The organism is Streptomyces mabaensis (assembly GCF_053763515.1).
Genome location: NZ_JBSOPZ010000041.1, coordinates 55881 through 62721 on the forward strand (window position 1 = coordinate 55881; position 6841 = coordinate 62721).

At 68.4% G+C, this 6841-nt stretch carries 10 protein-coding genes; 1 reads left to right on the forward strand and 9 read right to left on the reverse strand.

Translation table 11 applies throughout. The annotated features are described in order from the left end of the window. Window position 1 precedes the first annotated feature (1 nt). From ACWV17_RS29075 to ACWV17_RS29110, 8 genes are all read right to left on the reverse strand, one after another. Window positions 2-244 carry a hypothetical protein gene (locus tag ACWV17_RS29075; protein ID WP_455361999.1) on the reverse strand — a complete coding sequence of 81 codons (243 nt, stop codon included), beginning with the start codon at window positions 242-244 and terminating at the stop codon, window positions 2-4. Beyond that, window positions 241-525, reverse strand: a complete 285-nt coding sequence (locus ACWV17_RS29080; RefSeq protein ID WP_455362000.1) for a hypothetical protein — start codon at window positions 523-525, stop codon at window positions 241-243. Before ACWV17_RS29080 ends, ACWV17_RS29075 begins: the two co-directional genes overlap by 4 nt. Continuing rightward, entirely contained in the window at window positions 522-980 is a 459-nt protein-coding gene (locus ACWV17_RS29085; protein WP_455362001.1) for a hypothetical protein, read from the reverse strand. Before ACWV17_RS29085 ends, ACWV17_RS29080 begins: the two co-directional genes overlap by 4 nt. Window positions 981-1034: 54 nt before the next feature. Beyond that, entirely contained in the window at window positions 1035-1523 is a 489-nt protein-coding gene (locus ACWV17_RS29090; RefSeq protein WP_455362002.1) for a hypothetical protein, read from the reverse strand. A 14-nt stretch (window positions 1524-1537) separates the two neighbouring features. Continuing rightward, on the reverse strand, window positions 1538-1774 hold the full coding sequence (locus ACWV17_RS29095; RefSeq protein ID WP_455362003.1) for a hypothetical protein: 237 nt from the start codon (window positions 1772-1774) through the stop codon (window positions 1538-1540). Window positions 1775-1987: 213 nt separating this feature from the next. Further along, a complete protein-coding gene (locus tag ACWV17_RS29100) occupies window positions 1988-4393 on the reverse strand; it encodes a bifunctional DNA primase/polymerase (RefSeq protein WP_455362004.1) in 2406 nt (801 codons plus the stop codon). Window positions 4394-4825: 432 nt separating this feature from the next. Beyond that, on the reverse strand, window positions 4826-5005 hold the full coding sequence (locus ACWV17_RS29105) for a hypothetical protein (RefSeq protein WP_455362005.1): 180 nt from the start codon (window positions 5003-5005) through the stop codon (window positions 4826-4828). Then, a complete protein-coding gene (locus ACWV17_RS29110) occupies window positions 5002-5247 on the reverse strand; it encodes a helix-turn-helix transcriptional regulator (protein WP_455362006.1) in 246 nt (81 codons plus the stop codon). The genes ACWV17_RS29105 and ACWV17_RS29110 overlap by 4 nt, the downstream gene beginning before the upstream one ends. A gap of 95 nt (window positions 5248-5342) precedes the next feature. Between ACWV17_RS29110 and ACWV17_RS29115 the strand changes: the two genes are divergently transcribed. After that, window positions 5343-5999, forward strand: coding sequence for a hypothetical protein (locus ACWV17_RS29115; protein WP_455362007.1), 657 nt, complete (start codon window positions 5343-5345; stop codon window positions 5997-5999). Window positions 6000-6008: 9 nt separating this feature from the next. Here the strand turns inward: ACWV17_RS29115 and ACWV17_RS29120 are convergent. Next, window positions 6009-6841, reverse strand: an 833-nt coding sequence (locus ACWV17_RS29120; protein WP_455362008.1) for a hypothetical protein, incomplete at its 5' end; no start/stop codon positions are given.

Sequence of the window (6841 nt, forward strand, 5' to 3'; positions counted from 1 at the left end):
TTCAGGCTGCGGAGGGGCCCGGGTCGTCGTCGCGCCCCTGGTAGCGGCGTGCGTGCCACTCCGCAGGCGACACCCCCGCCGCCGGCCTGGCTGGCACCGCCTGGCGGGCCCGCAGGCGCGCCAGGTGCTGCTCCCCCGGAGTCTGGGTGGGCAGCTCGATGACGTCGGGTATCTCCTGGCCCAGGACGCGGGCCGCCAAGCGCTCGGCGGCGGTGGCCTTCCGGGTGCGCGGCTTGCCAGTCACAGCGTCTCCCCAAGCTCGTTCACTGGTGCTTCCTCCATTGCTACGTACGCGGTGATGACCGCCTGGCGCTTCGCTTCTCGGTTAGCCCCGACGGGGACTTGCACCTCGATCCGTACGGGTGCGGCCGTACCGAGGACCCGACGGCGCGTGCGGTCGATTCGTGCGAGCGTCCGCGTCATGTCCCGCCCGGTTGCCGTGGCCAGCTGCTGCGCCGCGGACTCTGCTTCCTCGAGGCGGTCCAACTCGATCTGCCGCCACTGCTCGACCTCGGCCGGCGTCACGGCGATTCCAGCTCGTCACGCAGCTGCTGCTCCTCGAGGGCCACCCTCGCCCTTGCCGCACGGATCATCTCTTGCAGCTCCAAGTCCTGTTGCGTGACCTCGTGGACTGTGGCGTGCACTGCAACGGGCTGGTCGAGGCCGAGCATCCGCCGGCGGGACTCGCTGATCCGGACGGCGGTGTTGATCGCCCGGTCGTCCCCCTTCGTGATCTTCGGGGCGAGTCGGGTGAGGTACAGGTCGAGGCGCGCGAGTTCGAGCGCGCGCAGCTCGTCGGCCTTCGGGCTGACTTCGAGGTCCACGGCGTCGCGAACTCGATTGAAGGCCGTGCCGATGGAGAGGTGAAGTCGGTTGGCGATGTCCCGGTAGGTGTGTCCTTCCAGGCGGAGAGCCAGGCAGGCGGCTTGCTCGGCGCCGATGCGTGCGGCGTCGGGGCGGGCCTGGGGGACGTCGGTCATGTTCAGCTCCCTGTGTTCAAGACCGGGCCTCCTGCGAGGCCCGGCCGGGTTGGGTCAGGCGTCGATGGGCGGTACGGCGGAGAGGTTGGCCAGTTCGGCGGCGAGGCAGCGGAGTCGGGCGACGGCCTTGGAGCGAGTGCCCGGATCGAATCCGACACCGACAGGGTTGGCGTGCTGCAACGCGTGGTCGGCGAGGAGTTGCAGGGCCGCCTCGGCGTCGGCGAGGGCGCGGGCGAACTTGGCGCCGGCGAAGGCGTACTGCTCTTCGTGGTGGAGGCGCCGGCTGCCGGTGGTGGCGGAGGCTTGGTCGTACAGGTCGTTGAGAACCTGGCGGGTGGCTTCGCAGGATTCCTGCTTGGCCGTGGCGCTGGAGTTGTTCTTCGCGGTGACGGTCTGCTCGTTCTTCTGCGCGGCGAGAAGCGCGTCGAGGGCTTCGGCGGTCTTGGTGGGCATGGTGGCCCGGTTGTTCGGGATCATGAAGTCGTGGCTGCGGTCGCCGGCGATGACGAAGCTGATGGACTCGCCCTTGAAGGTGATGGTCATGGGGTTCTCCCTGGTCAGTTGTTGGTGGCGGCGCGGATGGCGTCGGGTGCGGCGCTGATGTGGCCGTTGAGGACGGGGCACGTGTCGTCGTGGGCGATGTGCAGGTGCGTGATGCCGTGGTCGTCGGTGTGGAGGACGGGGGGCTCACTGCGGCAGTGGCTGCAGGTGTAGCCGAGGGTGAGTGCTGCGATGAGGGCGTCGGCTCCGAAGATGAGGTCGGATCGCTCGGGGACGGGCGGGGTGTTCGGCACATGGACCTCCGGTCTTGGGGGGGACAGGGGGGACACTGTTTGTCCTCCCCTCTCTCGCGCGGTACGCGAGTGAGATGATTTCTTCCTTCCTTTTCCATCTATGCAGGTCAGAGGGTTGCTTGATCTCGCAACCTTTAGGCGATCTAACGGATAGCCGGGGTTCCGAGGGAGGGAGGGGGGACAAAGCCTGTCCCCGTCCCCCTCTGTCCCCCCTCATGCGGCCGGTCGGATCGGGCCGGGGGCGACCTTGCCGCCGCCTTCGATCACCCACTCGCGCAGCTCGGCGTAGGCGATGGCGTCGCCCATGTGCTTCTTGTCGCGACCGGCGAACTTGGTCCGGATCGAACTCCGGGACAGAGCACCGCCCTCGTGGACGAGGACCGCGATGCGCGTCGCGATCCGCTCGACCGCCTTGTCTGCCCGTGCGTCTTCTGCCGAGGCCTTGGCATGCTCGACGCGGACCTCTTCGGCGATCCGGGCCTGGGTGCGCTTCTCCTGCTCCTGCCGGCGCTGTCGCTCGGCGTAGGCCACGACCTCGTCCCGGGCAGCACAGGACGCCTCCCAAACCAGGCGGGCCAACTCCCAGTCCTCGGTGTTGACGTGCAGGCGCCCGGCCAGGATCGCGAGGAGAGAGGCGACCTTGACGCGCATCAGCGGGGCGTGTGAGTCGAGCGGGTTCATGTTCTCGGCCGAGGTCTCGCCGCGCGCCTTGGCAAGATCTGCACGTCGCAGGTCGTCTTTGATGGGCTGGTCGAAGCTGACGAGCGTGGGTTGCTCGGCGTCGATCGCCAGGCGCCAGCTGGTGAGTTCGCCCGGCCAAGGGGGTGGTTCGTCCGGGATAGACGGGTCGATCACCTGAGTCCAGATGAACCGCTGTGGGGTTCCCTCGGCGACTTCGTCGAACAGGGGCGCCGCGGTCTCGGGTTGGAAGCCGACCAGCAGGCCCATGGAGTACGAGCCGCTGGGGATGTATCGGCTCGTCTCCCGGCTGGCGTTGGTCTGGCCGAGCGTCTGGCCGACGGCAGCACTGCGCAGGGTCTCTCCGAGGGTGGAGCCGGATCGTTCGCTCATGAGCCGGGTGAGGGTCTTGCCTTCATCGACGTAGAAGAACGCGTTGTGCCGGACTTGGGCGCGGATGGTCACGGTGACCGGGTCGCCCTTCTTCGGTCCGCCTTTGTAGATCTCTCCGGTGGGCTCCTCGCGGGTTCCCATGAAGACTTCAGCCATGCCCTCGCCGGACCCGACGGGCAGCCCGTCGCGGAAGTCCAGCCCGGGCGGGGCGGGCATCAGGCGATCGGCGACGTCCACGCCGGTCGACTTGCCGATGCCGGAGGGGCCGAGGATGCCGCCGAAGAGGTTGAGGGAGGCGAAGCCGGCCACGCCGGTGTCGGCGCGGATGTGGTGGGAGACCATGCCGGACAGGCGGGTCAATGCAGCTAGTACGGCGACGTCGCCGGAGCGAGTGCGCGAGTGCCCGGCCTGCCGGATGTGCCGCAGTTCGCTGCGGGCCGCGTAGAACTCCTCCGGGAACAGGCCGGGGATTCGCCGGTCTGCAGAGGCTGATCCGGGGGGCTCGTCCCACTGTGCCGGGGCGCCGGGGCCGGTGTCGCTCCAGTCGATGCCGGATTCAGCCTCTGTGGTCAATAGCGCGTTGCGGTTGCTCTGGCTGTCCGTACGGGCGACCGGGGGCCAGGGGTTCCGCGGGTTGGCCATGCCGGCGCGGAGCCCGGATTCGATCGTGGGGAGCGCGCGGCCCTCGGGGTGGTTGCCTGCTCGAGACGCGGAGAGCAGCGTTTCCCGGGCTTCGCTCTCGCTGAGTGCGTGGGCGCCGACGAGGGTGCCGAGGTTGAATGCAGCAGTGTTGATGGTGTTGTTCTGATCGCCATCCGGGGCGTTGGTGATGGCGTCGCACTCGGCTTGCATGACCTTGCGGGTGTACGCGTCGTGGCGGTCCGCGGGGATCGTCACCCCGGTTGTCGGGCCGACGGGCGCAGAGACCCGCGTCTGAAGCGCGGTCAGCAGCCACTGGGGCGCGGCAACGGGTGGGCACTCGGGGTCTGCCAGGGTGTAGATGACTCCCGTTGCGTGGACCGAGCCGGGGCCGATGACGTAGGCGTTCCCCGCGCGTACGTCACCATCGAACTTGCCCTTCAGCGCGCCCAGTCCGTTGCCGAGCTTGGCCTCGGCAGGGGCCCAGTAGTAGTCGTGGTGTCCCTTGGCCGTGTGGACTCGCATCGTGGGCGTGTGTTCGTAACCCAGGGCTTTCGCGACGTCTTCGAGAGCGCCGGGGCGGTCGCTGTCCATCACGAGGAGCTGCTCGCCATTCGGCCCGACGCAGCCGCCGACGAACACGCCGACGTTCCGCGGGGGGCCGGCGAAGTCGCGGTGCACCTGGCCCTCGTCGAGGGTGGCGCTTCTGGTGAAGGGCACGGCGGGGTGCTTGCCCCGGTCGACGCACGCGGCGGGTTCGTGGCCACGCCCCACGCCGCTGCACTGGTCGGTGCCGGGGTGGTCAGCGGTGAAGATGGCGAACCTGCGGCGGATGAGCCACAGGGCGCCGTCGAGTACCGAACCGCCGCCGATGGCTCGGTCGTTGGCTTCGGGGACGTGCGCGCTCACTCAGGCTCCGTGCTGGTTGCGGCCGGGACGATGGTCTCGGCAAGGGTGAGGACGTCGGCGCACCAGCGGCGGGCGCTGGCGAAGATGGCCCGCCGGGACGGTTGCGCTTCGAAGTCCGCCCGGATGGAGCCAAGGACGAGGACGCGACGAGCGCGTTCTCTGCGCGCTTCGATGAGGAGCGCATCTACGTAGGGATGGGGCGGCCATTCGCCGGGCGCGCGGGCCTCTCGGGCCGCTACGATGCCGATGTCTGGCGTGCCGCCGACTTCTTGCCGAGCCCCGGGACTGGACCCCCGGGGCTTTGCGCTTGGGGTCATGTTCTGCTGCCTTCGCGAGGGCGAGGGGTGCGGGCGGCCGCGGTGGAGGGGCCCCCTCGCGAGGGGCTATTGCTAACTGGCTGGCGTTGCCGGGGCGTCCGATTCGGTGCGGCGGTCAGGCGGCTTCGCCGTGCTTTCGCGCCGCGGCGTCCTGCTCAATGAGGGGCCGGAAGATGGCGCGAAGCTCGGCCTTTTCCTGAGCGTCGAGAGGCGGCCTCGCAGCGACGATCCGTGCGGTGAACTCTTCCGGGGTCTCCCCCGGCAGCATCCGGAGCCAGATGGTGTCGTCGCTCATGCGGCTTTCTGCTCTCGGAGTGCGCGGATGGCGTCGATGTACCGGTCAAGGAGTGCACCGCGAGGGGTGCGAATGCCTGCTTCCCAATGGCTGACGGCTTGGCGCGTGACGCCAATGACGTCGGCGATTTCCTGCTGCGAGAGTCCGGCCGCTTCACGCAGTTCCCGACGCTGCTCGGGACATGGCAGATCACGGCGAACCTGCAGGCGAGAGCGGATTTTTTCCGCCACCGTTGCGGTCATGTAGCCAGCATTGCAGGGGTGGTGAATTGCGTCAAGCCACCTCTGCACGGCTGGTGTGTTGACCTTGCGTTGACAGAACTGCAATGCTCAGAGGCGTGACAGAACCCGCACCGACTCCACCCCCCACGGACGCCGGCATCCGCCTCAGCTATCCGGAGAACCGTTCAGGAGACGTTGTCGCCTGTTTCGACTACACCCCTAGCGATGAGGGATGGACGGCATCCGGCGACATTGCGCGAGGCAAGAGCGGCCTGATCATCTCGCGGCTTGAGCTCCGCCCGGGTATGACGTCGAGCGGAGTGACGGGCAGTCTTCTTCGAAAGGTGCAGGTCGGCGAGCTCCTTGCGGGCATCAGGACGCAGATGTCATGGGAGGGCAATCAGCCGGTGGGCTCCCCCGTGGCGGATCCGGCGCCAGCAGTTACTGATAGACGTGGCGGCCGGGCGGCACTCACTGATGACCTGCTCCGCGACATCGCGGTGCGCTACCTGATCGAAACTCTCCCCGGTCAGCCACCGGGGGCGATGAAACGGATGAGCGCGCGGTTCGGTCGTCCCGAGGAGACCATTCGAACCTGGGTTGGACGTGCCCGAAGAGACGGGTGGCTGGGACCGAGCGTGAAAGGCCGGGCTGGCGCGGAGCCTGGGCCTCGCCTGCAGCTGTCCGTCGACGAGATGAACGACATCTACTCCGGACTCATTGAGCATGTAGTCGTCCGCAAGGTGGTCACGGAAGATGGCGACCCGGAGTAGCTCTCAGGGTTACGCCTCGGCTGCTCGCCCTTTCCATCCGACTTCGACGCTGGAGCGGTCGAACCCGGGGCCCTTCTTAGCCACAGGGTGGATCTTTACGCGTAGCCGGATGGCCTCGAGGGCCCGCCGCTTCTGCGTTACCTCGAGCCTCGGCCACTTCTCGCGCGCCTGAGGGCCGATCAGCCCTTCAAGCGCCGACATGTCCACGGGCTGCAGCCGGCGCGCCTCAGCCTCAGCCTCAGCGATCTGCCCCGCAAGCTTCCTGGTAATACGGAGCATCATCTCGCGCGTGATGTGCCCGTCGGCGTAGTCGTCCGCGGCGACGGCCTGTCGGGCGCGGAGGCCTTCGGCCCGTTCCATCGCGGCGAGCGCGGCCGTGTCGTCGGGGTTGAACACGTCGGCCGCTGCGGGGTCGGCGAGGATGCCGATGACGATGCCTTCGATGAACTGGTCGAGCGCCTCGACGTTGCGGCCCGTGCATCCACTGTTCGCAGCACAGCAGTACGTCGCCTTCTTGCTACCCCATCGGGCGTTGCCGCGCATGGCCACCTTCAGGTGCCCGCCGCAGACTCCGCAGGTGGCGAGCTCTCCCCAGGACAGTAGGTACTTCCGCTGTCCGGGCTTCTCCCCGGCGTCTGCCCGGTTGGCGAACAGCTCGCGGAGGCGGGCCTGCTGCTCGGGGGTGGTGAGCGCCGGCCAGGCGGCTGGGTATTCGTTACCGTGGTGTACGCGGATGCTGGCGTTCGCAGGCCGGAGGGCGATCTTCTGTCGGCGTACACGTGAACGTCCCCACCCGCGTACGGATGAACGTCCCCAGTTCTTGATGCCTTGAAGGGACACCT

Bases quoted from the DNA above. Each gene is read 5' to 3' on its own strand.
- ACWV17_RS29110 (WP_455362006.1), bottom strand. From the start codon at position 5,247: ATGACCGCAACGGTGGCGGAAAAAATCCGCTCTCGCCTGCAGGTTCGC.
- ACWV17_RS29085 (WP_455362001.1), bottom strand. From the start codon at position 980: ATGACCGACGTCCCCCAGGCCCGCCCCGACGCCGCACGCATCGGCGCC.
- ACWV17_RS29105 (WP_455362005.1), bottom strand. From the start codon at position 5,005: ATGAGCGACGACACCATCTGGCTCCGGATGCTGCCGGGGGAGACCCCG.
- ACWV17_RS29090 (WP_455362002.1), bottom strand. From the start codon at position 1,523: ATGACCATCACCTTCAAGGGCGAGTCCATCAGCTTCGTCATCGCCGGC.